Source organism: Pseudomonas lalkuanensis (assembly GCF_008807375.1).
GTDB classification, from domain to species: Bacteria; Pseudomonadota; Gammaproteobacteria; order Pseudomonadales; family Pseudomonadaceae; genus Metapseudomonas; species Metapseudomonas lalkuanensis.
The window spans coordinates 3,112,742-3,134,709 of the sequence record NZ_CP043311.1 but is presented as its reverse complement, the minus strand read 5'-3'; the positions used below and the strand labels follow the sequence as shown (position 1 = coordinate 3,134,709).

General features: G+C 64.5%; 25 protein-coding genes. 15 read left to right on the top strand and 10 right to left on the bottom strand.

Annotated elements, in window-relative coordinates; all coding sequences use genetic code 11:
- The first annotated feature begins 17 nt into the window (after positions 1 to 17).
- The 3 genes from FXN65_RS14545 (at position 18) to FXN65_RS14535 (ending at position 2,404) form a co-directional block, all read left to right on the top strand.
- Complete coding sequence (locus FXN65_RS14545; RefSeq protein WP_151133862.1) at positions 18 to 1,142, top strand: agmatine deiminase family protein; 1,125 nt, start codon at positions 18 to 20, stop codon at positions 1,140 to 1,142.
- A 170-nt stretch (positions 1,143 to 1,312) separates the two neighbouring features.
- On the top strand, positions 1,313 to 1,816 hold the full coding sequence (locus FXN65_RS14540; RefSeq protein WP_151133861.1) for a GNAT family N-acetyltransferase: 504 nt from the start codon (positions 1,313 to 1,315) through the stop codon (positions 1,814 to 1,816).
- 159 nt (positions 1,817 to 1,975) lie between these two features.
- Positions 1,976 to 2,404 (top strand): nuclear transport factor 2 family protein, encoded by a 429-nt coding sequence (locus FXN65_RS14535; RefSeq protein ID WP_151133860.1) that lies wholly within the window; start codon positions 1,976 to 1,978, stop codon positions 2,402 to 2,404.
- 247 nt (positions 2,405 to 2,651) lie between these two features.
- On the opposite strand, the gene FXN65_RS14530 is transcribed toward FXN65_RS14535, so the two are convergent.
- Positions 2,652 to 3,395, bottom strand: coding sequence for an alpha/beta fold hydrolase (locus tag FXN65_RS14530; RefSeq protein ID WP_151133859.1), 744 nt, complete (start codon positions 3,393 to 3,395; stop codon positions 2,652 to 2,654).
- 400 nt (positions 3,396 to 3,795) lie between these two features.
- Between FXN65_RS14530 and FXN65_RS14525 the strand changes: the two genes are divergently transcribed.
- From FXN65_RS14525 to FXN65_RS14505, 5 genes are all read left to right on the top strand, one after another.
- A complete protein-coding gene (locus tag FXN65_RS14525) occupies positions 3,796 to 4,329 on the top strand; it encodes an HvfA family oxazolone/thioamide-modified RiPP metallophore (RefSeq protein WP_151133858.1) in 534 nt (177 codons plus the stop codon).
- A gap of 66 nt (positions 4,330 to 4,395) precedes the next feature.
- A complete protein-coding gene (locus FXN65_RS14520) occupies positions 4,396 to 5,244 on the top strand; it encodes an HvfB family MNIO-type RiPP peptide maturase (RefSeq protein WP_151133857.1) in 849 nt (282 codons plus the stop codon).
- Positions 5,237 to 5,983, top strand: coding sequence for an HvfC family RiPP maturation protein (locus FXN65_RS14515; protein ID WP_151133856.1), 747 nt, complete (start codon positions 5,237 to 5,239; stop codon positions 5,981 to 5,983). Before FXN65_RS14520 ends, FXN65_RS14515 begins: the two co-directional genes overlap by 8 nt.
- Before the next feature lie 53 nt (positions 5,984 to 6,036).
- Positions 6,037 to 6,459, top strand: a complete 423-nt coding sequence (locus FXN65_RS14510) for an organic hydroperoxide resistance protein (RefSeq protein WP_151133855.1) — start codon at positions 6,037 to 6,039, stop codon at positions 6,457 to 6,459.
- 155 nt (positions 6,460 to 6,614) lie between these two features.
- Positions 6,615 to 6,941, top strand: a complete 327-nt coding sequence (locus tag FXN65_RS14505) for a hypothetical protein (RefSeq protein WP_151133854.1) — start codon at positions 6,615 to 6,617, stop codon at positions 6,939 to 6,941.
- A 419-nt stretch (positions 6,942 to 7,360) separates the two neighbouring features.
- Here FXN65_RS14505 and FXN65_RS14500 read toward each other — a convergent pair whose 3' ends face one another.
- From FXN65_RS14500 to FXN65_RS14490, 3 genes are all read right to left on the bottom strand, one after another.
- Positions 7,361 to 7,861, bottom strand: a complete 501-nt coding sequence (locus FXN65_RS14500) for an HvfX family Cu-binding RiPP maturation protein (protein ID WP_151133853.1) — start codon at positions 7,859 to 7,861, stop codon at positions 7,361 to 7,363.
- Positions 7,862 to 7,986: 125 nt separating this feature from the next.
- Entirely contained in the window at positions 7,987 to 9,294 is a 1,308-nt protein-coding gene (locus tag FXN65_RS14495) for a sensor histidine kinase (RefSeq protein WP_151138828.1), read from the bottom strand.
- A complete protein-coding gene (locus FXN65_RS14490; protein ID WP_151133852.1) occupies positions 9,294 to 10,034 on the bottom strand; it encodes a response regulator in 741 nt (246 codons plus the stop codon). Before FXN65_RS14490 ends, FXN65_RS14495 begins: the two co-directional genes overlap by 1 nt.
- A gap of 275 nt (positions 10,035 to 10,309) precedes the next feature.
- Between FXN65_RS14490 and FXN65_RS14485 the strand changes: the two genes are divergently transcribed.
- The 3 genes from FXN65_RS14485 to ampC all read left to right on the top strand — a co-directional run bounded on the left by FXN65_RS14485 (position 10,310) and on the right by ampC (position 13,154).
- A complete protein-coding gene (locus tag FXN65_RS14485; RefSeq protein ID WP_151133851.1) occupies positions 10,310 to 10,573 on the top strand; it encodes a DUF2790 domain-containing protein in 264 nt (87 codons plus the stop codon).
- Positions 10,574 to 10,655: 82 nt separating this feature from the next.
- Positions 10,656 to 11,885: a cytochrome c biogenesis protein DipZ gene (locus FXN65_RS14480; protein ID WP_151133850.1), complete on the top strand. Its 1,230-nt coding sequence runs from the start codon at positions 10,656 to 10,658 to the stop codon at positions 11,883 to 11,885.
- Positions 11,886 to 11,975: 90 nt separating this feature from the next.
- Positions 11,976 to 13,154, top strand: coding sequence for a class C beta-lactamase (gene ampC, locus FXN65_RS14475; protein ID WP_151133849.1), 1,179 nt, complete (start codon positions 11,976 to 11,978; stop codon positions 13,152 to 13,154).
- Between the two features lie 336 nt (positions 13,155 to 13,490).
- Here the strand turns inward: ampC and FXN65_RS14470 are convergent, their stop codons facing one another.
- Complete coding sequence (locus FXN65_RS14470; protein ID WP_151133848.1) at positions 13,491 to 14,222, bottom strand: SDR family NAD(P)-dependent oxidoreductase; 732 nt, start codon at positions 14,220 to 14,222, stop codon at positions 13,491 to 13,493.
- 251 nt (positions 14,223 to 14,473) lie between these two features.
- Positions 14,474 to 15,268, bottom strand: a complete 795-nt coding sequence (locus tag FXN65_RS14465; protein ID WP_151133847.1) for an SDR family NAD(P)-dependent oxidoreductase — start codon at positions 15,266 to 15,268, stop codon at positions 14,474 to 14,476.
- A 104-nt stretch (positions 15,269 to 15,372) separates the two neighbouring features.
- Between FXN65_RS14465 and FXN65_RS14460 the strand changes: the two genes are divergently transcribed.
- The 3 genes from FXN65_RS14460 (at position 15,373) to FXN65_RS14450 (ending at position 17,544) form a co-directional block, all read left to right on the top strand.
- The gene (locus FXN65_RS14460; RefSeq protein WP_151133846.1) at positions 15,373 to 16,323 is read left to right on the top strand and encodes a GlxA family transcriptional regulator; all 951 of its coding nucleotides are present in this window, start codon (positions 15,373 to 15,375) and stop codon (positions 16,321 to 16,323) included.
- A 205-nt stretch (positions 16,324 to 16,528) separates the two neighbouring features.
- The gene (locus FXN65_RS14455) at positions 16,529 to 16,720 is read left to right on the top strand and encodes a hypothetical protein (RefSeq protein WP_151133845.1); all 192 of its coding nucleotides are present in this window, start codon (positions 16,529 to 16,531) and stop codon (positions 16,718 to 16,720) included.
- Positions 16,721 to 16,812: 92 nt separating this feature from the next.
- Entirely contained in the window at positions 16,813 to 17,544 is a 732-nt protein-coding gene (locus FXN65_RS14450; protein ID WP_151133844.1) for a hypothetical protein, read from the top strand.
- Between the two features lie 132 nt (positions 17,545 to 17,676).
- Here the strand turns inward: FXN65_RS14450 and FXN65_RS14445 are convergent, their stop codons facing one another.
- From FXN65_RS14445 to FXN65_RS14430, 4 genes are all read right to left on the bottom strand, one after another.
- Entirely contained in the window at positions 17,677 to 18,705 is a 1,029-nt protein-coding gene (locus FXN65_RS14445; RefSeq protein ID WP_151133843.1) for a D-cysteine desulfhydrase family protein, read from the bottom strand.
- A gap of 181 nt (positions 18,706 to 18,886) precedes the next feature.
- On the bottom strand, positions 18,887 to 19,093 hold the full coding sequence (locus FXN65_RS14440) for a tautomerase family protein (protein ID WP_044874485.1): 207 nt from the start codon (positions 19,091 to 19,093) through the stop codon (positions 18,887 to 18,889).
- 23 nt (positions 19,094 to 19,116) lie between these two features.
- Entirely contained in the window at positions 19,117 to 20,151 is a 1,035-nt protein-coding gene (locus tag FXN65_RS14435) for a quinone oxidoreductase family protein (protein ID WP_151133842.1), read from the bottom strand.
- A 26-nt stretch (positions 20,152 to 20,177) separates the two neighbouring features.
- The gene (locus FXN65_RS14430) at positions 20,178 to 20,840 is read right to left on the bottom strand and encodes a DsbA family protein (protein ID WP_151133841.1); all 663 of its coding nucleotides are present in this window, start codon (positions 20,838 to 20,840) and stop codon (positions 20,178 to 20,180) included.
- Positions 20,841 to 21,005: 165 nt separating this feature from the next.
- Here FXN65_RS14430 and FXN65_RS14425 point away from each other — a divergent pair, with 165 nt between their 5' ends.
- Positions 21,006 to 21,926, top strand: a complete 921-nt coding sequence (locus FXN65_RS14425; protein ID WP_151133840.1) for a LysR family transcriptional regulator — start codon at positions 21,006 to 21,008, stop codon at positions 21,924 to 21,926.
- Positions 21,927 to 21,968 lie beyond the last annotated feature (42 nt).

Here is a 21,968-nt window from a genome sequence, read left to right as displayed (position 1 = left end):
TCAACAGAGGACTTTGCATGTCTACTCGCCGTGACTTCATCAAGCAGATGATGGCCGCCAGCGGAATTGGCGCCGTCGCTTCCCTGGGCCTTGGCCTGGATGCGTCGCGCATTTCCGCGGCCCTGGCCAGCAGCTGGTACATGCCCGACGAGCAGGCCACGCAGGAGCGGGTGATCCTGGCCTTCGCGGCCTCTTCCCGCGTCTGGCAGGGCTGGGAGACGGCGGTGAACAACACCATCGCCCAACTGGCCAAGACCATCGCCAAGTACCAGCCGGTCACCGTGCTCTGCCGTGCCAGCCAGCTGGCCCAGGCCAAGAACAAATGCGGCACCACCAACATCGAATTCATCACCATGGCGCTGGATGACGTCTGGGTCCGGGACTACGGCGGTTGCTTCGTGGTGGACGGGGCGGGTGGCCTGGGTCTGGTGGACTTCAACTTCAACGGCTGGGGCAGCAAGCAGACGGCGGCCAACGACACCCGCGTGGCCGGCACCCTCAGCTACGAAATGGAGGCCAACTACATTCGCAGTGCGCTGGTGGGCGAGGGCGGTGGCATCGAGGTGGACGGCCACGGCACCGCGATCATGACCGAGAGCTGCTGGGTGAACAGCAACCGCAATCCGGGCATGAGCAAGGCGCAGATCGAGGCCGAACTGAAGGCCAACCTCGGCCTGCGCAAGATCATCTGGCTGCCTGGCATCAAGGACAAGGACATTACCGATGCCCACGTCGACTTCTACGCGCGCTTCGTCAAGCCGGGCGTGGTGATCGCCAACCTGGACAACGACCCCAAGTCCTACGACTACGCGGTTACCCGCAAGCACCTGGAAATCCTCAATGCCGCCACCGATGCCGATGGCGGCAAACTGGTGGTGCACACCCTGCCGCCGCCCCTGAAGGTGCGCAGCAACCAGTACACCAGCAACAACCCGGATTTCGCGCCGGGCTACATCAACTACCTGCCGATCAATGGCGCCGTCATCGCCCCGCAGTTCGGCGACGCGGCAGCGGACAAGTACTGCAAGGACCTGCTGACGACGCTCTATCCTGGGCGAGTGGTGGAGCAGCTCAACATCGACCCGATCGCCGCCGGCGGTGGTGGGATCCACTGCGTGACCAAGAACCTGCCGCTGGTTTGATGTGGCTGCGGGGCAGGGGGCTGATGGGCCTCCTGCCGCCGGGCATGGTGATCACCGGCATCCTTCCGGTCCGTTAGAATGACCGCCCCGCCCAGATGCCTGTTCAACGAGATGCCCATGCCTTCGATCCGCGACTCCGTTTCCCGTCACCCCATCGTCGAGGCCCTGCCATGAGTGGCGCCACGGTGGAGCTGGTGGAAACCGGCTCGGAGCACGCCGAGCTGATCCGCAACCTGTACCAGTTCTATGCCTACGAGTCTTCGGACTGGGAGCAGGAAGACGTGGAGGTGGACGGTCGTTTCTACATCCACGACGAGCATCTGGAGCGTTACTGGCAGGAGCCGCAGTGGAGCGCCAACCTGATCCTGGTGGACGGCTTCATTGCCGGCTTCCTGCTGATCGAACGCAGCGAGTTGCCGGGGATCGATGCCCTGGAACTGGCCGACCTGTTCGTCCTGAAGAAGTACCGCCGGTTGGGTATCGGCCGCGCCCTGGCCACCCAGGTGCTGACGAGCGGGGAGGGCAATTGGCTGGTTCGTTTCTATCGCCAGGATCAGGCGGCGACCGCCTTCTGGCGCACTGTGCTGGACCAGCTGCCGCGTCCGGTGCATGCCATCGAAGTGGCTGATGACCCGCAACTTTCGAACTTCCTGGTGACCCGCGCGCACCACTGAACGGGCGGCAAAAGTTGTACGGCAGGATCAGTCGACTGTCATTTTCGATCATTGAGCCGGGGTAACCCGGCTCGTATCGTCCTCCGTCACCAGGCTCTCCGCCGCGCTGGCGCGTGGCGGGTGTGCTGCCACAAGAAGAACGATTGGGAGGAATACAGCATGTCCGAACTGAACCTGCATCCCCTGGCCGCCGTTTCGCTGGCGCGCTGGCACGAAATGGTCGCGCGGCAAGACCTCAGCGAACTGCCCGAACTGTTGGCGGCGGACGTGGTGTTCCGCTCGCCCATGGCCCACACGCCCTATCCGGGGGTGAAGGTGGTCTCCACCATCCTCAACACCGTGCTCAAGGTCTTCGTCGACTTCACCTATCACCGCCAGTTGGCCACCTCCGATGGCAGCAGCGTGGTGCTGGAGTTCAGCGCCAGCGTCAATGGACGCGAACTGAAGGGCATCGACATGATCCGCTTCGACGAGCAGGGCAAGATCGTCGACTTCGAGGTGATGGTCCGTCCCATGAGTGGCCTGCAGGCCCTGGGCGAGGAAATGGGCCGGCGCGTGGGCGCCTTCCTGGCGACCGCCAAGGCCTGAGCCGGCACAGCTGCGGGAGCGACGCTGATCGCTATGTCAGCATCAAGTGTCGCAAGTAGCTGCATTGCCGGTAGGAGCTGGCTTGCCAGCGAATGGTCCCGTTTCGCTGGCAAGCCAGCTCCTACAAGGCTTCTGGACCGACGGTTGAACTCTGGCAACAGCTAACGCAGACAGAGCCAAGCGGATCGCTCTCGTCTCTGCACGACACCGGATGGTGGACCCGCAGCAATGACGGGTTTGCACACCGTCAGTAGGTGTAGACGAAGTCCCGTACGCCCCGGCCATCGAACTCGACCGCCAGCCATTCCCTCAGCAGGATGGTGGTGAGTTCGGGCTCTTCCAGCGGCGGCAGGTGGCCGCAATGTTCGAGAATCTCCAGTCGCGAGCCGGTGATGCGTTCATGCATCAGCCAGGCTTCGGATACCGGTGTGAGCTGGTCGTCGGCACCGACCACGATCAGGGTGGGCACCTGGATGTCGCCCAGCATGGGCAGGGAATCGGCACGCTTGATGATCGCCTGCTGCTGGCGCACGAAACCGTCCTTGCCCACGGCCGAGGCCATCTGCTGCACAGTGGCGGATACCTGGGAGTCCAGCCAGCGGGGGTGGATCAGGCGCGGCATCAGCTGTGGGCTGACACCGATGAAGCGACCGCGTTCGGCAAGCTCCAGCAACCCCTGGCGGGTTGCGGCGCGCTCGGGTGAGTCGAGGCTGGCCATGGTGTCGAACAGCGCAAGGCGCAGGACCCTTTCCGGGGCCTGGCGCATGATTTCGAAGGCGACGTAACCCCCCATGGAAAGTGCCGCCAGGGCGAACTGCTCAGGGGCTTCGTCCAGCACGCGCCGGGCCATGGCGGCGATGCTGTCATCACGGGTGAGGTCGGGGATATGGATGTCTACCTCGTCGGCGAGGGCGGCGGCCTGGTGCGCCCAGAGGCGCTCGTCGTTCAGCAGGCCCGGCAACAGGACCAGGGTCGTTGGGGTTTCTTCCATAAGGCAAGGCACTCTTACAAATAGCGAGTCGCAGCTCGGAGCGGCGCGGAGGCCGTTCGATCTGGCGACAGGGATCAGGGGCTACGCGGATGGAATCCATCAGGGAACCCTAGATGCGAAGCGTTTCACATAAATGAACGGCGAAGTTTAGCCGCATTCCACCGCCGGGTTGGCACAAAGGATTCCTCGGAGGCTTTAATCCGGCATCGTGCAAGGGCTCGGGCGGCCCTGTATCCCTTTGTATCCGGCCCCTCTCCCCGTTGACTCGCTTACAAATGCTTCCGGCTGCGGATACGCCCCGGATACATGGCTGAGGCGAAATGGCCAAACCCGAACGAGGCCCCCCAAACCGCCTCGCTCCAGGGTTACCAAGCCTGCTACCCATACCCGGAGAAGACCCATGTCCCGTACCCAGATTCCGAACAAAACCCGCATTGGCCTGATCGCTGTCGCCCTGGCTGGCGGCCTGAACCTTGCCACTTCCACAGCCTTCGCCGTCGAGGCGCTGCCCCAGGGCTACCAGCTGGCCGCCGCCGACAAGGCTGCCGAAGGCAAGTGCGGTGAAGGTAAATGTGGCGCCGCCGAAGCCAGCGACAAGGCCGCCAGCGCCGAAGGCAAGTGTGGCGAGGGCAAATGCGGTGCGGCCGAAGCCGGCAACACCAATGCCAAGGCCGCAGAAGGCAAATGTGGTGAAGGCAAGTGCGGCGACGCCTCCTTCGCCCGCACCGACACCGACGACGACGGCCTGGTTTCCCGCAAGGAACTGCTGACCGTAGCGCCCGATGGCGAAGCGGAATTCATCGCCATGGACACCAACAAGGACGGCTTCCTGTCCGAAGGCGAGGTCTACAAGTTCCGCACCAACCAGTACATCTCCAACGGCAAGAAAGTCCCCACCGAGCTGTTCGTGAACATGAGCAAGGCCAAGAGCTGATCCGTCTGGTCCCACCCTCCCTGAGCCGCTGGCCGGGGAGGGATTCCACAGCCTGGAGAATGACCCATGAGCACTGCCTCCTTCCCCTCTGGCGCCGGTCTCGGCCTGCGTCGCGCGCTGTTGCCCGAACTGTTGGCGGCGGATGCCGGCGCCGTGGATTTCCTGGAGTGCACGCCGGACAACTGGATCAATGTCGGCGGTCGCCAGGGTGACGGCCTGGCCCGTCTCGCCGAGCGCTTCCCGCTGGCCTGCCACGGCCTGTCGCTGTCCCTGGGCGGACCGTTCCCCCTGGATCGCGAGCTGCTGCGGCGCATCCGCGGGTTCCTCGACAACCACGATGTGGCCTTCTTCAGTGAGCACCTGAGCTACTGCTCGGACGACGGCCAGCTCTACGACCTGTTGCCATTGCCCTTCACCGACGAGTCGGTGCGCCACGTCGCCTCGCGCATCCGCCAGGCCCAGGACGCCCTGGGGCGGCGCATCGCCGTGGAGAACATTTCCTACTACGCCGCGCCCTATCAGGCGCTGCAGGAAATCGACTTCCTCCGCGCGGTACTGGAGGAGGCCGACTGCGACCTGCTGCTGGATGTCAACAATCTCTACGTCAACTCGATCAACCACGGTTACGACGCCGCCGCCTACCTGGCCGCGCTGCCGGTGGAGCGAGTGGTGTACATGCATGTGGCCGGCCACTACGACGAAGCGCCGGACCTGAAGATCGATACCCACGGCGCCACCGTGAAAGGCGATGTCTGGACCCTTCTGGAACAGGCCTACCAACGCTTCGGCGCGCTGCCGACCCTGCTGGAGCGCGACTTCAATTTCCCGCCCCTGGCCGAGCTACTGGGCGAGGTGGAACAGATCCGCGCGCGCCAGCAGGCCGCCCTCGCCTGGCCGGAGGTGCGCCATGCATGAGGTCCTGCATGACCAGTTGATGAGTCTGGCCCGCTACGTGCGCGACCCGCAGAACAATGCGCCGCCGCCTGGCATGGAGGCGCGCCGCCTGGCGGTTTACCGGCAGTTGTTCTTCGGTAATGTGGAGTCGCTGCTGTCGGGCGGCTTCCCGGTGCTTCGCGCCGGTCTCGGCCCTGAGAAGTGGCGGGCTCTGATCGACACCTTCTATGCGCAGTACCGTTGCCAGACACCTCTGTTCACCGAAATTTCCGGAGAGTTCGTCGATTTTCTGGCTGAGGGAGGAGGGGATGCCCTCGATCTGCCGCCCTGGGTGGTGGAACTGGCCCACTACGAGTGGGTGGAAGCTGCACTGTTGCTGAGCGACAGGCGCGAGCCAGCGCATGATCCCAAGGGCGATCTGCTCAAAGGGGAGCCTCTGCTCTCGAACCTGGCCTGGCCCCTGGCTTACCAGTGGCCGGTGACCGAGATAGGTTCCGATTACCTGCCGCAGCAAGCGCCCGAGCAGCCGACCCTGGTACTGGCACGCCGTGGCGCCGACCAGAAGGTGCATTTCTCTCGCCTGGCACCCCTGGCCCATGCGCTGCTGGCGTCGCTGCAGGAGCGGAGCGGCACGGGCCGGGATCATCTGGAAGCCCTGGCCGAAGCCATTGGTGCGGAGCCTGAAACCATCCTGCCGCAGGGCCTGGCCCTGCTGGAAAACCTGCGTGCCCAAGGCGTGGTGCTTGGCACCCGCGCCTGAGGCGCAAGCTGTTGCCGGTATTTGCCGGAGTATCTACCGAGTGGAGTTGAATGATGACCGCGATTCTTGAAAAGACCCTCTATACCGGCCAGACCCGGACCACCGGCGGCCGTGACGGCCAGGGTAAGTCCTCCGACGGCGAACTCGCCGTGCGCCTGAGCCCACCCGGTTCTGGCCGGCCCGGCACCAACCCGGAGCAGTTGCTGGGCGTGGGCTGGTCCGCCTGTTTCATCGGTGCCCTGCGCCGCGCCGGCCAGGCCCAATCGATCCGCCTGCCGGATGACGTGGCGGTAGCCGCCGACATCGCACTGGGTAACACCGCTGACGGCGGCTTCGCCCTGGCGGCGAAGCTGACCGTCGAACTGCCTGGCCTGGCCACCGACGACAAGGCACGCCTGGTGGAAGCAGCCCACCAGCTCTGCCCGTATTCCAAGGCCACACGCGGCAATATCGAAGTGACCTTCGAAATTCCCTGAGTCGCTTCTGCTGAAAAGAAGCCCGCGCACCTTTCGAGGTGCGCGGTTTTTTTTGTGGGCGGGCCGCCAGACCTGTAGCTAGACTTCGGCCAATTCGGTAATGCGCGACTGCAAGACAGGCATCGAGTTCAACTGGAACAAGAGGAGATTCTGTCGTGGAAGGACCGACGGCAAGCGAGCCCATCAAGAGCTATCAATTCTGTTCGGTGCAATTGAATGTCTTTTCGCTAATGCTCGTGACGGCCCTCAGCGCCTTTTGCGGTGGCATCGGCTGGGCGTTGATCCTCTTCATCGCCAATTGGCTGGGGATGGTCACCCTGCAACGATTCGACAACGTCCTGGCGAATTTCATCATGTTTCCGCTGTTCGGTGCATTCTTCGCTGCGCTGTTTTCGCTCCTGGGCTACCCGGTCTACAAATGGGTCTGCAAGAACCTCCGTGGGCAGCGCCTGACAGGCATTTTTCACAATCCTCACAACTGATTGGCAGCGTTCATCCGTGCAAGGGCGGGTATAGCCCCGCTCGCGTTCACCCTACGCATTGGTAGGGGGCGCTGCGCGCACCGATTGTGGGGCGACACCGCGTCGCGCTCGTATGCCGGCCAAAGCGAATGAATTCGCCCCTACAGGACTGTGCTGGAGGTGGGCTGGGAGTCACCCCTCGCCCTCTGGGAGAGGGGCCGGGGGAGAGGGTGGTCACCCGTTGGCACGGTGCCTTGTCATTCTCGCGAATGAATTCGCTCCCACAGGGCAGGATTGTGCTGAAGGTGAGCCGGGAGTCACCCCTCTCCACTTCAGGGAGAGGGGGAGAGGGTTGTCACCAGCTGGCACGGTGACCTGCCATACCCACGAAAAGCCCGCGCACCTCTTCAGATGCGCGGGCTTTCTCTTTGCCGAACCGGTCAGGCTTTCCGGCGGAACAGCAAATGATCGAGGCTGAAACGTCCGGCACCGCTGAGCAGCAGGGGCATGGCGGCAATCAGGTAGATCAGCGGCAGCTTGTAGTTGCCGTAGCCCTTGTTGGTGATGGCATAGCCCTGGGCGAGCTCCGTGAGGGACGACCAGTGTTCCGGCCAGTGCACGGCAGCGATGGCGACCACGGTCAGCACCATCAGCACGAAGGTGGCGAAACGGGTGCCCAGGCCCAGCAGCAGGAGCAGGGGAGCGATCAGTTCGGCCCACATCGACATCTGCCAGCTGAGGTCAGCCGGAATCACATTGAAGGGGAAGGGAAAGGCGGACTGGATGTCGACGAACCAGTTCTGGCCGTTCCACTTCTCCAGGCCGGATTCGAAGAATTCCCAGGCGAGGAACAGGCGCAGCGGCAGGTCGGCGCTCCAGGCGCCGATGCGGTCGAGCTGGTTGAAGGCGAACTTGAACGGAGAGAGGGCAAGGCTGGACATGGGCAGGCTCCTTTGGTCGGGATGCAGCGGCGGGATGCCGCTGCTGCTCTTGCCTCCATGTTGGCGAAGGGGCTTGTCCCGGATGTGTCCTGCCGTATCCCGTTGTGTATCGCTGTGTAGGTCGATCAGGCATTGGCGCCCAGTTCCAGCTGGGCGCAGAGGCCTCCGCCGTCCCGGTTGGCAAGGGTCAGGCGGCCGCCCAGGGCCTGGCTCAGTTGCTGGGCGATGGCCAGCCCGAGGCCGGTGCCGCCGGTGCTGCGATTACGTGAGCTCTCGACCCTGTAGAAGGGCTTGAACACCTCCTGCAGTTCCTCCTCGGCGATGCCCGGCCCCTCATCCAGCACCTGCACCAGGACCTTGCCCTGTACATCCCGTTGAACTTCCAGCCGGGCGCTGCCGCCGAACTTCAGGGCGTTGTCGATCAGGTTGCTGAGTACCCGGCGCAATGCATGGGGGCGGGTTTCCAGCAGCAGGCCGCTGGAGCCGGTGAGGCTCACTGCCTGGCCACTGTCCTGGTAGTCGCAGACCAGGCTGTCGAGGAAGGCATCGAGGTCGACCCGGCACAGGGCTTCGCTGGTGCCGTCCATGCTGCGGGCGTAGGCGACGCCTTCGCGGACCAGGTGCTGCATCTCGTTCAGGTCGCTCCACAGGCGCTCGCGTTCGACCGAGGCATCCATCTGCTCCACACGCAGTTTCATGCGGGTGATGGGGGTTTGCAGGTCGTGGGAGATCGCCGCCAGCAGTTGCATGCGCTCCTTCAGGTAGGCGCCGATGCGCCCTTGCAATGAGTTGAAGGCGCGGGCGGCGTAGGCGACTTCCTGTGGGCCGCGCTCATCCAGCACCGGGCCGGAGGCATCCGGATCGAGATGGTCGACGGCCTGGGCCAGGCGGGTCAGTGGGCTGATCGCCATGCGTACTGCCAGCCAGGTGCAGCCCAGCAGCACCGCCAGTTGCAGGAGCAGCACCACCGGCAGCCACTGCGCCACGGGAATCGGGCCGGGGGTGACGTCGATGGTCAGCGGCTGGCCGTCGCTCAGCGTCAGGTGACCCTGGAAATGTGGCGTCGGGCCGGGAATGTTCTCGAAACGCACCGGAAAGCGGTCGCCAATGGCCCGTTCTATGGAGACAGCGGCCATATGGGGATTGGCCATGTCCATGGGGACACCCGGCAGGCCTTCATCGAGCCGGTAGCGGTAGTTGCGGCGGTCCAGCAGCGACAGCCAGGTAGCGCGTTCATCCGCGGGGAGGCGGTCGATCAGCGCCACGGCGGTGCTGACGTCGCTCTCCAGGTTACCGAGCATCACGTCGCGCCCGGTCTGGTAGCGCTCGTAGAACTGCGAGGCGAAGGACAGTCCGTAGGCCAGTACCAGCCCGGTCAGGAAGATCAGCGCCAGGCGTGCGGCCAGGGTGCTCGGCCAGCGGGGCAGGGGCATCACGTCGAAGGCTCGATCAGTTGCACGGGCAGCGAGAAGACATAACCCTCGCTGCGCACTGTCTTGATATAGGCCGACTCGCGAGGGTCGTCCTGCAGGCGTTGGCGCAGACGGCTGACCAGCAGGTCGATGGAGCGGTCGAACACGTCCGCCTCGCGGCCCTGGGTGAGGTTGAGCAGCTGGTCGCGGCTGAGCACCCGCTGCGGATGGTCGAGGAACACCCGCAGCAGGCGGTACTCGGCACCGCTCAGGGCCACCAGGGTGCCTTCGGCGTCCAGCAGGTGGCGCGCGGTGGTGTCCAGGCGCCATTTGCCGAAGCCGATCAGCCGGCTGCTTTCGCTGATCTGCAGGTTTGGCGGAAGCATCCGCGTGCGCCGCAGCACCGCATTGATGCGCGCCAGCAGTTCGCGGGCGGAGAAGGGTTTGGTGAGGTAGTCATCGGCGCCCATTTCCAGGCCGATGATGCGATCGGTCTCGTCATTGCGCGCGGTGAGCATCAGCACCGGTGTCGCCTTGTGCTTGCCCACGCGCAGTTCCCGGCAAAGGCGCAGGCCATCGTCGCCGGGCATCATGATGTCGAGGACGATCAGGTCGACCACGTTGCCTTCGAGGAACGTGCGCATCTGCCGGCCGTCCGCCGCCAGGCTCACGCGCAGGCCGTTCTTCTTCAGGTAGTTGCCGACGAGTTCGCGGATTTCCCGGTCGTCGTCGACGATCAGGATGTGATCGACATGGTCCATGGACAAACCTCGTTCTGCTCGATTCGTGACCTAGTGTATCGGGGCGCGCGGCACTTGCCCGCAGCCCTTTGTATTGCAGTGTATCCAGCGCCCGGCTGATACCTGCGATTGCACTTTGGCCGAACGTATCTCTCTGTATCCGGAGCGCGTGCAGATACCAGACCGGGCAATCGCAGCCGACCGCGGACACATCGGCGATACCTCCTGCCGCTGGAATTGGACCCAACGGATGCAGTGGTGCATTCGCCCCATTTCCCATTGGTGAGGAGACCCTCATGAAAATCCTGTCCTTGAGTGCCTGCCTGCTGGCAGCCACCTTCAGCTTCGCGAGCCTGGCGGCCCAGGCCGCGGAAAACGTCACGCCCGAGCCCTACCGCTACGGCATGCATCTGGATATCAGCAAAGTCGTGTCCGTTCACGAAGACCCGTCCGCCGTGTGCCAGGTGGTGAATGCGCGCATGGACTACCTGGACTCCAGCGGACAGCCGCACAGCCTGGCGTACCGCAAGCTGGCCGACGTGTGCGGCAACGAAAACTGAACCACGACCGCCTTTCCAGCGCCACTGGTGGCGCGGATCGCCAGCCCGGGGCCCGCCGGGCCCAATTTTCATAGAGGTGTCCATGTATCTTGTCGCCTTTCTCGGCGGGGTGCTGACCCTGTTCAGTCCCTGCGTTCTTCCTGTCCTGCCTCTGCTGTTCTCCCGCTCTGGCGGCCCGGCCTGGTCACCCTTGCTGACCCTGGCCGGCCTCGCCTCGGGCTTTGCCGTACTGGCGAGCCTGGCGGTGGTTTCCAGCGAGTGGGTGATCCATGCCAGCCAGTGGGGCCGCTACCTGGCCCTGGTGCTGCTGGCCGCTTCCGCGCTGGCCTTGTTGTCCAGCCGCTTCGGCACTTTTGTGTCGCGCCCCTGGCTGTGGCTGGGTGACCGCCTGCACGGCGACGCCCGGCGCCTGCCGCCGACGCTTTCGGCCTGGCTGATGGGGTTTGCCGCCGGCCTGCTGTGGGCGCCCTGTGCCGGTCCCATCCTGGGCCTGATCCTGTCCGGCGCCATGCTCAACGGCCCCAGTGCTTCCACCAGCCTGCTGCTGCTCAGCTATGGCCTCGGCAGCGCCGTGGCGATGGGCGCGCTGGTCTTCCTTGGTCGGAGCGCCTTCCAACGCGCGAAACTGTCGCTGGGAACCGTGGAGTGGCTGCGTCGCGGCGCCGGCGCCCTGGCCCTGCTCGCGGTTGTCGGCATCGCCAGCGGCACCACGGACCGGCTGGCCAGCGTGGGTGACTCGCGCCTGGTTTCCGCCCTGGAACGCAAGGTGATCGACAGTGTTCCGGCGCTGCTGGAGAAACTGGTGAGCAGTGCCCGCGCCGAGGATGTCGGGCAACTGCCGGACCTGGGCGCGATGCCGTCGCTGGCGGGGGCCACCCAGTGGCTCAATGGCCCGCCGCTCAGCAACGAACAATTGCTCGGCAAGGTGGTGCTGGTGGACTTCTGGACCTTCGACTGCATCAACTGCCGGAACAGCCTTCCGTACGTGAATCAGTGGGCGGAGCGTTACGCCGACAAGGGCCTGGTAGTGATCGGCGTACACACGCCCGAGTACCCCTTCGAGCGGATCATCGACAGCGTGCGCGAGGCGACTGTCCGCCTGGGCGTGAAGCACCCGGTGGCCATCGACAACCAGTACCGCATCTGGAATGCCTTCACCAATCAGTACTGGCCGGCGCACTACTTCATCGATGCCAATGGTCGTGTGCGATACCTGCACGTCGGAGAGGGCGAGTATGAAGCGCAGGAAGCGATCATCCAGAAGCTCCTGCAGGAGCGGGACGCGGCGGCAAAGGGCACCAGCGCGAGCTGATGGCGCAATATCCGGTCATGAACGGGTTTTGGAAGCACCTGCCCGAGGTGGTAGGTTCTCCCACCCAATCATGACCGACGGACCCTCCCGATGCGCCCGACAGGAACGTACTGCGCACCTTCACTCCTGCTTGCGCTGGCAGTCAGCCTCGCAAGCCAGGCCATGGCCAGCGACCTGCCGACGGACCTCGATGCCAGCGTCCAGCAGGCTGCTCGCCAGGTCATGCAGCAATACGGCATTCCCGGCCTGGCCATTGCGGTCACTGCCCAGGGCGAGCAGCGTTTCTACAACTACGGCGTAGCGTCCAGGGCGACGCAGCAGGCCGTCACCAGCGAGACGCTTTTCGAAGTCGGATCGGTCAGCAAGACCCTGACCGTCGCGCTGGCCACCTACGCCGAAACCCGTGGCAAGCTCCAGCTCACCGCGAGCCCGAGCCGCTACCTGCCGGAACTCAAGGGCAGCAAGCTCGACCAGGTGACGCTGATCAACCTGGCCACCCACACCGCCGGCGGCTTTCCCCTGCAATTGCCGGATACCGTCCGCAACCGGCAGCAGCTGACGGACTACTACCGCACCTGGCAACCGCAATACGCCCCGGGCACCTACCGCACTTACGCCAACCCCAGCATCGGCCTGCTGGGTGTGGTCGCGGCAAGCAGCCTGGAAAAGCCCTATGCCAGTGCCATGGAAAGCGAACTGCTGCCCAAGCTCGGCATGGGCAATACCTTCATCGAGGTTCCGCCCGGCGCGATGCCGCGCTACGCCCAGGGCTACAACAAGGAAGATGTTCCGGTACGGGTGAACCCCGCGATGCTGGCCAATGAGGCCTACGGGGTGAAGACCAGCAGCAAGGACCTGCTGCATTTCGTCGAGGCCCATCTCGGCCAGGTTCCACTGGAGGCAGGACTGCAACGTGGCATCGACGCCACCCGGACGGGCTACTACAAGGTTGGCGCCATGACCCAGGACCTGATCTGGGAGCAGTACAGCTACCCGGTGGCGCTGGAGACGCTGGTGAAAGGCAATGGCAGCCAGATGGCGCTGGAGAGCCACGCGGTCACCGCCATCGAACCGCCCCTGCCGCCGCAGAAGTCGGTCTGGGTCAACAAGACGGGGGCCACCGATGGCTTCGGCGCCTACGTGGCCTTCGTGCCGGAGAAACAACTCGGCATCGTGCTGCTGGCCAACAAGAATTACCCGAATGAGGAGCGGGTGAAGCTGGCCTATCGGATTCTTGGCGAATTGGAGGCGGGGCAAGCTACCCGCTAGGCGAGGGGGGATTGCTCCCGCAGGAAAGCCAATCGTGACCCTACGAACCTGCAACGATTCCGCTTGGCCTCCTGAAGGGGCAGTGGCGCTGCCCCACCCAATCTGCCCAGTTTCAAGTCTGTGTGAGCGTCAGGATGAATTGTGCCTAGCCGGCGCGAGTCACCCCTCTCCTCTTCAGGGAGAGGGGCCGGGGGTGAGGGATCGCGTCAGTGGCACGATGCGAAAAGCGGACTCATACAGCCTTGCCAATCCAGTGCGAGTCCATTCCCCGAATCGTCGCCTTGAGCAATGAGCAAGGGAGGCCAAAGCCTCCCTCTTTTCATGCCTTTAAGGCGTTCACCACTTGCCGGTGCTCATACCGCCGTCCACGGCCAGGACGACGCCGGTGGTGAAGCTGGCGCCGGCCAGGTACAGGACGGCTTCGGCGATCTCTTCAACGGTACCTACGCGGCCGGACGGCGCCAGGTTGTTGAGAAACTCGCGGGCGGCCGGGTCGTGCATCGGAGTGTCGATGATGCCGGGGGCGACCGCATTCACCTGGATGTTGTGCGGCGACAGTTCCAGCGCCAGGGCGCGGGTCATCTGGTTGACGCCGCCCTTGATCAGCACCGGCAGGGCGGCCGGAACGCTGATGTTGGGTTGCAGGGCCACCGAAGCGGAGATGTTGACGATGTGACCACCGCCTTGCCGCTGCATGTGCGCGGCCGCCACCTGGGAGGTGTAGACCACGCCCTTGAGGTTGGTGTCGAGCAGGGCTTCCAGGTCTTCCGGGGTGTACTCGATGAAGGGCTTGGGCAGGAAGAAACCGGCGTTGTTGACCAGCACTTCGACGCTGCCGAAGGCTTCAATCGCTACGGCGAAAGCCTTACGGGCGGAGGCCGGATCGGCCACGTCGCCGGCGACGCCGACGAAGCTGGCCGGGTTACCCAGGCTGGCGGCGGCTTCTTGCAGGCGTTCGGCGGAGCGGGCGGTGCCGACGACGTTGTAGCCGGCGTCGAGGAAGGCCTTGGCCAGGCCCAGGCCGATACCGCTGGAAGCGCCGGTGATGACAACAGTTTTCTTGCTCATGGTGGTTTCCTCACAAATAGACTCGGGGGACTTGCCGTAGCAGCTGATCGAGGGGATTCGCTGCTGGTGAGGCGGACTATATTTGTGAGTTATGTGCTGATAAATCGGGTTTCCCTTACTTCAGTTGATACCTTGTGTAATCAATCCGCCTCGCCCGGCAACAGGCCCTCAGCCCATGAGCACGCGGACTGCGGGGCACCACAGGAGTGGCCCCCGCATTGTTCTGCAGCTTCGCCAGGAGAGCGGATGGCTCAGCGGCTGTAGCGTGCGGCAGGGGCGCTCAACGACAGGTTCGGCATCAGCTTCTGCCGTGCGGCTTCATAGGCGTCCAGGTCGGCGATGTCAGGAAGAGCGGGAATGGTGACGAATTCGCCCTGGTCGAAACCGGCAAGCGCCGCGTCCACCATGTCTTCGGCCTTCATGACGATGGCACTGGGAAGGTATTGCACCGGCGTTCCGGCTATCTCCCAGAAATCGGTTGCGGTTGCGCCGGGGAGCACGACCTGCACCCGGACGTTCTTCTCCTGCAGTTCCTTGTGCAGGGACTGGCTGAACGCAAGCACGAAGGCCTTGGAGCCCCCGTACACACCGTTGAGGATCTCAGGCGCGATGGCGACGATCGAGGCGATGTTGATGATGGTGCCACCGCCACGGGCGACGAAACCGGGGGCGGCCGCATAGGTCAGGCGCGTCAGCACATTCACGTTGAGGGTGAGCAGGTCGTCCAGCTTGTCGACGTTCGACTCGAGAAGAGGGCGGGTCGCGCCGATGCCGGCGTTGTTCACCAGCGTCGTGATGCTGGCATCGGTGCGAAGGATGTTCTCGACCCGTGCGAGGTCCTCCTTGTCGGCAAGGTCGGCGACCACGACTTCCACGCTTCGTCCGGTTTCATCGCTCAAGCGCCGGGCCAGTGCATTCAGGCGTTCGCGGTTGCGAGCCACGAGGATCAGGTCATGGCCGCGGCGGGCCAGGCGGTCGGCGTAGATCGCACCGATACCGGACGAAGCGCCGGTAATGAGGGCGGCGCCGGGATGTGAGTGAGTCATGCTGTTTCTCCAGGGTGGGTGGGACTGGAGAACAGAATGCTGCGGATTTACCATGTCTCAAATGACATTTATAGTCATATTTCAGGACATGGCGGGAGATACACATGCACCGAATCGGCTATCTGCTGACGGATGGTTTCCAAGTGCTTTCACTGGCTACCCAGACCGTATTCGAATTCGCCAACCTTGTAGCCCGGGCACCCTTCTACAGCATCCAGAATTACTCGCCGGACGGCGGGCTGGTGCGCTCTTCGCTGGGGCTTGCGGTGGAAACGCGTGCACTCGATGCACCTCGCCTGGCGGATACCTGGATGGTCGTCGGGGTCAATGATCCGCTGGCGGAGCCACCTCCCAAGGCTGTCCTCGACTTCGTGCGCCTGGCTGGTAGCCAGGCGCGACGTACGGCCGGTGTCTGCACCGGCGGCTTCGTGCTGGCCGAAGCGGGCTTGCTGGCCGGGCGCCGCGCGACGACGCACTGGGCATTCGCCCTCGAAATGCGCAAGCGCTTTCCGGACATCGATGTCGAGGATGACCGCATCTACATCGTCGACGAGCCGATCTGGACCTCGGCCGGCATGACCGCGGGGCTCGACCTCGCCCTCGGCATGGTGGAGAAGGACCTGGGTGCCGAGGCGGCGCGCTCGGTGGCGCACAAGCTGGTGATGCACCAGCGCCGCTCCGGTGGGCAGTCCCAGCATTCGGAGATGCTCGACCTGGCGCCCAAGTCGGACCGCATCCAGAACGCGCTGAACTATGCACGCAGCCACCTGAATCGTCCGCTCGGTGTGGAGGAACTGGCAGAAGTCGTGCATCTGAGCCCGCGTCAGTTCACCCGGGTATTCACCGCCGAAACCGGGCAGTCGCCAGCGAAGGCTATCGAGGGGCTGCGGCTGGAGGCAGCACGGCTGATGATCGAACAGAGCCGCCATTCCCTGGATGTGGTCGCCAGGGAAACCGGGTTCCGCGACCGCCGCCACATGCGCGAGGCTTTCATACGGGGGTTCGGTGTGCCTCCCCAGGCCGTGCGACGGGATGCGCGCGGTGTGACGGCTTGAGGGCGGGGCGCCGCGCCCTGGTCCACGCTCGGGTTGTATCCCTCTGTATCCAGGCGCCGCCCTATACACGAGCACGCAAAACGACCGCCAGGCGACACACGCAGGGCACCTGGCCCTTCGAAACTGAGCCTGAGCGCCAGCGGCAGCCTCGAGGGGCTGGAGCTGGCTGGACCCGATGCCTATGACCTGAGCGGAATCCACTTCGATGAGAACCCTGAAGAGCCTGCTGACCTCCATCGCCTTTTCCCTGGCCGGAGTTGCCGTGCACAGCAACGCCGCTACCGAGAATCACCGCAACTCCAGTGGCGTCTGCTTCCAGACGACTCCGCTGGGCAGCAAGAAGGTATCACCGCAGTCGGCCGAGGCCGGTGCCAGCGGCGATCCGCTCGATCGCTGACGACGATTTTCCGTGCCGGTCGTCCACGGCTCCGCTGGCGGTGGGCTCGGGCTATAACTGACCAACACAACCTGCCGCCGAGGACTGCCGCCATGAGTGATGGGAACTGCGAATTGCTCGTTCAGGTACTGCACGCCCACGGCGGACTGGATCGCTGGCACCGCTTCAATACGGTGCGTGCCAGCATCGTAACCGGAGGCTCCCTGTGGGGCCTGAAGGGCCTGACCCAGGACAGCGACCCACGGGAAATGACCGTCTGGCTGCATGAGCAGCGGGCGTCGGTCATGCCCTTCGGCGCGCCCGACAAGCGCACCGCCTATACGCCTGACCGCATCGCCATCGAGACCACCAGCGGGCAGGTGGTGGCCGAGCGCGCGAGCCCCAGGGCCTCATTCAATGGCCACGGGGAAACGACCCCCTGGGACTCGCTGCAGCGCGCCTATTTCAACGGCTACGCGCTCTGGTCCTACCTGACCATGCCATTCCTGTTCACCTGGCCAGGTGTCAGGGTCCAAGAGTTGGCACCGTGGGAGGAGGGAGCGGAAACCTGGCGCCGGCTGCGGGTGCATTTTCCGGAAAGCGTGGCGACCCACAGCGTGGTACAGGACTTCTACTTCGCTGAGGATTTCCTTCTGCGTCGGCACGACTATGAACTCGACGTCAGCGCAGGCTTGCCGGCCGCCCAGTACGTTTCCGACTACATCGAAGCAGAGGGCTTGCGCATGCCCGGCAAGCGGCGGGCCTATCGGCGTGACGAGCAAGGCCGGGCCATCGAGGCGCAACTGCTGGTGTCCATCGACATCAGCCAACTCCGCTATGCATGACCTGCCGGGATGGCTGCCGATTGGCCGTTGAGAGCAGGAAAAGGGGAGGCGTTGCCTCCCTTTTCCATTCAGGCCATTACCACTTGCCAGTGCTTTGGCCTCCGTCCACTGCCAGGATGCAGGGCCGACCGATCAGCTGTAGGCGCTGCGGTAGGCGAAGACTCCCGGCAATCCACCCGTCATCACGAACAGCAGGTTGCTGCCGGGCGGGAACCCACCATCGCGGGCGGCGGCCAGCATTCCCGCGAATGCCTTGCCTCCGTAGACGGGGTCCACCAGCAGCCCCTCGTGGGAGGCGAGCAGGCGCGTTGCTTCCAGCATCGCCTGGGTGGGGGCGCCATAGGCTTCGCCGCGCTGTGTGCCATCCACCTTGACCGCGCTTTCGTCCAGGGCCTCGGATGGAGCGAGTAGTTGCAGTGTCTGTCGGGTCTTTTCCCGGGTCGTTGCGAGGGTCTGCTCGGCGGTTCCCAGTACGGAGTAGCCGGTGATTCCAGTTGAGGAACCGGACAGGGCAACCCCGGCCAGCAGGCCAGCCTGGGTCCCGCTGCTGCCGTTGGGCACGATGATTTCCTGGAACGGCACGCCGAGTGCGTCCGCCTGTTGCAGGATCTCGGCCGTACAGGCGGCGTAGCCCAGCGCCCCGGTCGGGCTGGAGCCGCCGAGGGGCATGACGAAGGGCTTCCTGCCCCGGCGCGTGAGTTGGTCGACCCTTTCGGCGGCATAGGCGTCCGGGGCTGCTCCAAGGGGCAGGCGATGGACGGTGGCACCGAACAGGGTGTCCAGCAGGACATTGCCGTTGAGTTGATAGTCATCGTCCGTGCGCACGCCGGACTGGGTGAGGATCAACTCGCAGGCCAGGCCATGGCGCGCGGCCACCGCAGCGGTCAGGCGGGCGTGATTGGACTGCAGGCCGCCCCAGGTCACCAGGGTATCGGCGCCGGCCGCGAGTGCTTCGCCGAGCAGGAATTCCAGCTTTCGCAGCTTGTTCCCGCCGCCACCCAGGCTCGTGAGGTCGTCGCGCTTTACGTAGAAGTTGCAGCCGTTGAATTCGGCCAACTGGCCCAGGCGGGACAGCTTCTGGATCGGCGTGGGCGTTTCCACCAGCTCCACCCGGGGATGGTTGGCGAGGGCCGCCTCGAGACGGCTCAGGTCATGTGACATGGAGGTTCCCTTCGGGAATGGGAAAGGTCGTGATGGTATTTTTCAGCGCCCCGCAACGACCTGCCGAAGCGCCTTTTCGCAGTAGTCCGCCGCGTGTGCACCGCCGGCACTCCTGCTTCCGGATCGAGGACAGGGGATTCCCGCCCGGCCGGGCGCCGGGCGGGAGGCACTGGAATGGGGGTCATCCAGGCTGGTTCTTACGGTATTCCGTGGTTGTCATGCCGGCATAGCCCCAGTTATCGGTGTCCACCTCTTCGATGACGATGTGGGTGAGATCCGGGCGTTTGCCCAGCACGCGCTGCAGGGTTTCGGTGATTTCGGCGATGACCTGGGCCTTTTGCTCCCGGGTAACCCCGTCACGGGTGATACGAACGCTTACGAACGGCATCTTGAACCTCCTCGGAGGGTTGGTCAGTGACTCCAGGGCAGCAGCACGACGCCGCCCTTGGTCCGGTTTTCCGCCATCAGCGCATGGGCCTGGGCGGCTTCACTGAGAGGGAGCACGGTATCCACCACGGGTTTTATGCGGCCCGAGCGGACGCGCGGCATCCAGGCTTTCAGATCCTCGATATCAGCCATCAGGGTGCCCCTGATCTGCTTCTGTTCATTGATGATTCGCTTCAGGTCGAGCGTAACCGTGGCACCGGCCATGAGGCCGTCGAGGACGACGATTCCCAGTGGCCGGACCGCCTCGACCATGCGGGCGAAGTCCGGCCCGCCGAGGCAATCGATCGCCACGTCTACGCCGCGTCCGCGGGTCCATCGGCGAATGGCGTCGATCACGTCTTCGTCGCTGGTGTCGATTACCCGGTCCGCACCGACTTGCGCCGCGACTCTGGCTGCGGCGGCGCAGCGAACCGTGGCGGCGACGCGCGCACCGAGCACCTTGGCGACCTGGATGGCCATGCAGCCGGTGCCGGAGGCGCCCGCATGGACCAGCACACGGTCGCCGGCCTTCACTTCGCCCACTGTCTCCACGGCGCGGATTGCCGTCAGCAGCGGGGTCGGCAGTGCTACCGCCTGTTCCGGCGGCAGACCCGAGGTATCGGCGATCACCCATTTCTCGGGGGCCACCATGTACTGGGCGTAGGTGCCGGGGCGGTGCAGGCCGAGCAGGGTGTAGCTGGATGCGCGGGTGACGGGGCGCACATCCTGCTCGTCAGGGCTGCTGGGGTATCCGGGCATGGCGATCACGCGGTCGCCAAGCGCAAGACGGGGCACGCCGGCGCCGAGTTCGGCAATTTCTCCGACGGCATCCATTCCGAGGATGTGCGGAAGCGGGATGCCGGAAGCGACGTCACCCTGGCGGATGTGGTGGTCAAGGCGGTTCACCCGCGCGGCCAGGACCTTGATCAGCACCTGTCCGGGCCCCGGCTGGGGAGTGGGCAGCTCCACGAGCTCGATCACCTCGGGGCCGCCAAAGCGGGTGACGACTGCAGCTTTCATGATCGCGGCTCCAGGGGATGCGCTGCTCAGGCCATTGCCACGGCGTCATGGCCGGCGCGTTCGAGCACGATGCGAAGGTTCCTTTCCAGCTCCCGCGCACTCAGGTAGCCGGGCGAGACGGAGTGCAGGCGACCATTCACCTCCAGCAGCAGGGCCGGGAAGCTGGTGATGCCCCAGCGCCGGGCCGTCGTGAAATCCTCGCGGGTTTCGGCGATGGTCGAATCGTGGTTCCAGGTTGCCAGGAAGGATTCGGCGCGGGTCGGATAACCCAGGTCGGTCATGGCTCGGGCGGCGATTTCCGCGAGGACTTCGCCGCGGGTGGTGTCCTGGCCGTGGACGTAGAAGGCTTCCTGCAGGCGGCGGAAAACCGGCAGGAGGTCCATCCCCGGCGCAATCTTGCGCGCGGTCACCACGGCTCGACAGATCGGTTCGGTGTCGTAGACGAAATTTTCGAGGGCGATGAATGCCTGGCGATTGAACGGCAGACCGCTGAGTGCTTCCACGCGGGCCCAGTGACCGAGGCGGAACTGCTTCATTTCCTCGGTCATGATGGAAGTGTCCCCGGCACGCACGCCGCCCACCACTATCTGTACGGGCAGCTCGGGAAACGAATTGGTGGCCGTTGTCAGTTCCTTGGCGAAGCCGTAGCACCAGGAGCACATGGGGTCAGCGACGAAGATCAGGTTCATGGGGCGATTCCTGTTCGAGGGTCAGGCGGATCAACGCAGCTTTGCCGAGTGCCGGTAGCGGCCGGGAAGCGGCGGATTTGCCTGCGTGGGATGCACTATATTTGTGTCCTGGGAGCCGATAAATGTAGGCTCGGATACTTCAGTTGATACCTGGTGTAAAGAATCGTGAAGCGCCACTTTGATGACATCCAGTTGGGCAGCATCGAGCTTTTCTGTCTTGCCGCGGAGGAGGGGAGCTTCACTGCGGCGGCGCTGTCGGCGGGGGTCACGCCGGCGGCGGTGAGCCGCTCGATTTCGCGGCTGGAAGAACGTCTCGGTACCCGATTGTTCGTAAGGACGACCCGCAGCATCCGCCTCACGGAAAGCGGTCGCTCCTACTTCGAACAATGCCGGCAGGCGCTGACGCAACTGGTCGAGGCCGAGCGCGAAGTGATGGGCAAACAGCTGGAACCCAGCGGCGAGTTGCGTATCAGCATTCCCACCACCTACGGCCACTACCGCATCCTCCCGCTGCTGTCGCGTTTTCGCGAACGCCACCCCGGCGTGAAGATCGACATCCACCTGAGCAACCGCAACATCGACTTCGTGGGGGAGGGCTACGACCTGGCGATCCGCGTGCGCGCCCAGCCCGATTCCACGCTTATTGCCCGGCATCTCGAAGACGCACCGCTGGTGGTGATCGCCACGCCGCAATACCTGGCCAGGGTGGGCACGCCCACATCCCTGGAGGACCTCGAGCGGCACGACTGCATCCAGTTCGAACTCCCCAGCAGCGGGCGCCGCATTTCCTGGCTATTCACCGAGAACGGCAAGGAACGGGAGATCTTCGCCAGCGGCAACTACTGCTGCTCGGATGACGTTCTCGGTGGGGTGACCCTGGCCAAGTACGGCGCCGGGCTGTTCCAGACTTATCGCTTCATCGTCGAGCGGGAGCTGGAAGAGGGCTCGCTGGTGGAAGTACTTGGGGAGTTCGGCGGCCGCTCCCGCCCTTACACGCTGCTGTATCCGCACGGTCGCCACGTCCCGCTGCGCCTGCGTGCCTTCGTCGACTTCCTGATGGAGTGCAAACGGGAGTGGAACGTCTAAGGGTGTGCCCATGATGGGACACGCGATACCTCCCTCCTGAGG